This window comes from Nitrosospira multiformis (assembly GCF_900111585.1).
Taxonomy (GTDB): Bacteria; Pseudomonadota; Gammaproteobacteria; order Burkholderiales; family Nitrosomonadaceae; genus Nitrosospira; species Nitrosospira multiformis_B.
The window spans coordinates 1-1,244 of sequence record NZ_FOHI01000021.1 but is presented as its reverse complement, the minus strand read 5'-3'; the positions used below and the strand labels follow the sequence as shown (position 1 = coordinate 1,244).

The 1,244-nt window shown below is 62.5% G+C and carries 1 protein-coding gene; it reads right to left on the bottom strand.

Going from position 1 to position 1,244, the window contains the following annotated elements; all coding sequences use genetic code 11:
- Positions 1-26: 26 nt before the first annotated feature.
- The coding region (locus tag BMW46_RS14830) for a DUF445 domain-containing protein (protein WP_081355843.1) at positions 27-1,244 on the bottom strand (1,218 nt) is incomplete at its 5' end.

The following is a 1,244-nucleotide window of genomic DNA, read 5'->3' as shown; positions in this document are numbered from 1 at the left end:
GGAAGCATGTTCGCGGAGGCTGGAGGTCAAGCGAATGCATGGGCGATGGTGTAGATCGTCAGGCCTGCCAACCCGCCTATCAGGGTGCCATTGATGCGAATGTACTGCAGGTCCTCGCCCACCTGCCGCTCGATGCGGCGAGTCACTGTCTCCGTGTCCCACTCCCGCACGGTGTCGGCAATGAGCCTGCCCACATCGCGCTGGTGAGACTGCACCGCCTCCACCAGCACCTCCCGCATCCAGTTATTGAGCCGCTCTCGCAGACCGCGGTCCTGGAGGACAGTATCGGTGCCCGACTGTATGAGGCTCCGCATCCACGCCCTGATTGCCGATTCCCCGCTGTCGATGTCCTCGCGCATCCCGTTGCGGATGTCGCGCCAGACTCCGTCCGCGTAGTCCCGCAAGGCCGGATGCTCCAGCAGTTTGCGGGTGTGGGCGGCAACCTGCTCGCGATACTGGGGGGAAGTAGCCAGGTCGGAGGCGAGCTTGCCGATGGCAGCATCCAGCCGCAAGCGCAAGGGGTGGGCAGGGTCGCGCGCGATCTCGGCCACAACCTCGCGCAGTGCCGCCACCACGCTTTCCCCCACCTTCTCATCCATCGAAAGCCGCTGCCAGAACCAGGCTGTGTTTTTACGTACCCGCTGACGGATACGGGATTCGTTCGCAGTTACATATTCATCAGCCTCGCGCAACAGCTTGTCCAGCAGTCGCTGGTGCCGCTTTTCCGCAGTGAGCATCGTCACCGCCTCGCCGAGCAGAGGGCCAAGATCGATGCGGGCCGCTTTTTCCAGCAGCCCGGCCGAAACGAAATGCTGCACGTGGCGCTCGTCCACCGAATCCAGCAATTCCGGAATCAGGCGCGTCACATAATCCGCGAGCTGGTCGGTACGCTCCTGCTCGGACAGCCACGTTGCCAGTTTCCCGGACAAATCCACAGGCGCGAGTTTGGCGGCAACCACTTCAGGGGAAGCAAAGTTGCTCTCCACGAAGCGTCCCAGCGATTCACCGATTCGATCCTTGTTACGCGGAATGATTGCGGTGTGGGGGATCGGCAGGCCGAGGGGCTGGCGGAATAAGGCTGTTATGGCAAACCAGTCCGCCAGCGCGCCCACTACCGCGGCTTCGGCAAAAGCGCGAACGTAGCCAATCGAGGGATGAAGCGGAAGAAATACGTTGGCCAGAACGAGAACCGCAAGCATCACCATCAGCAGCGCCGTCGCCAGGCGCCGCATCCGGTTATTGGC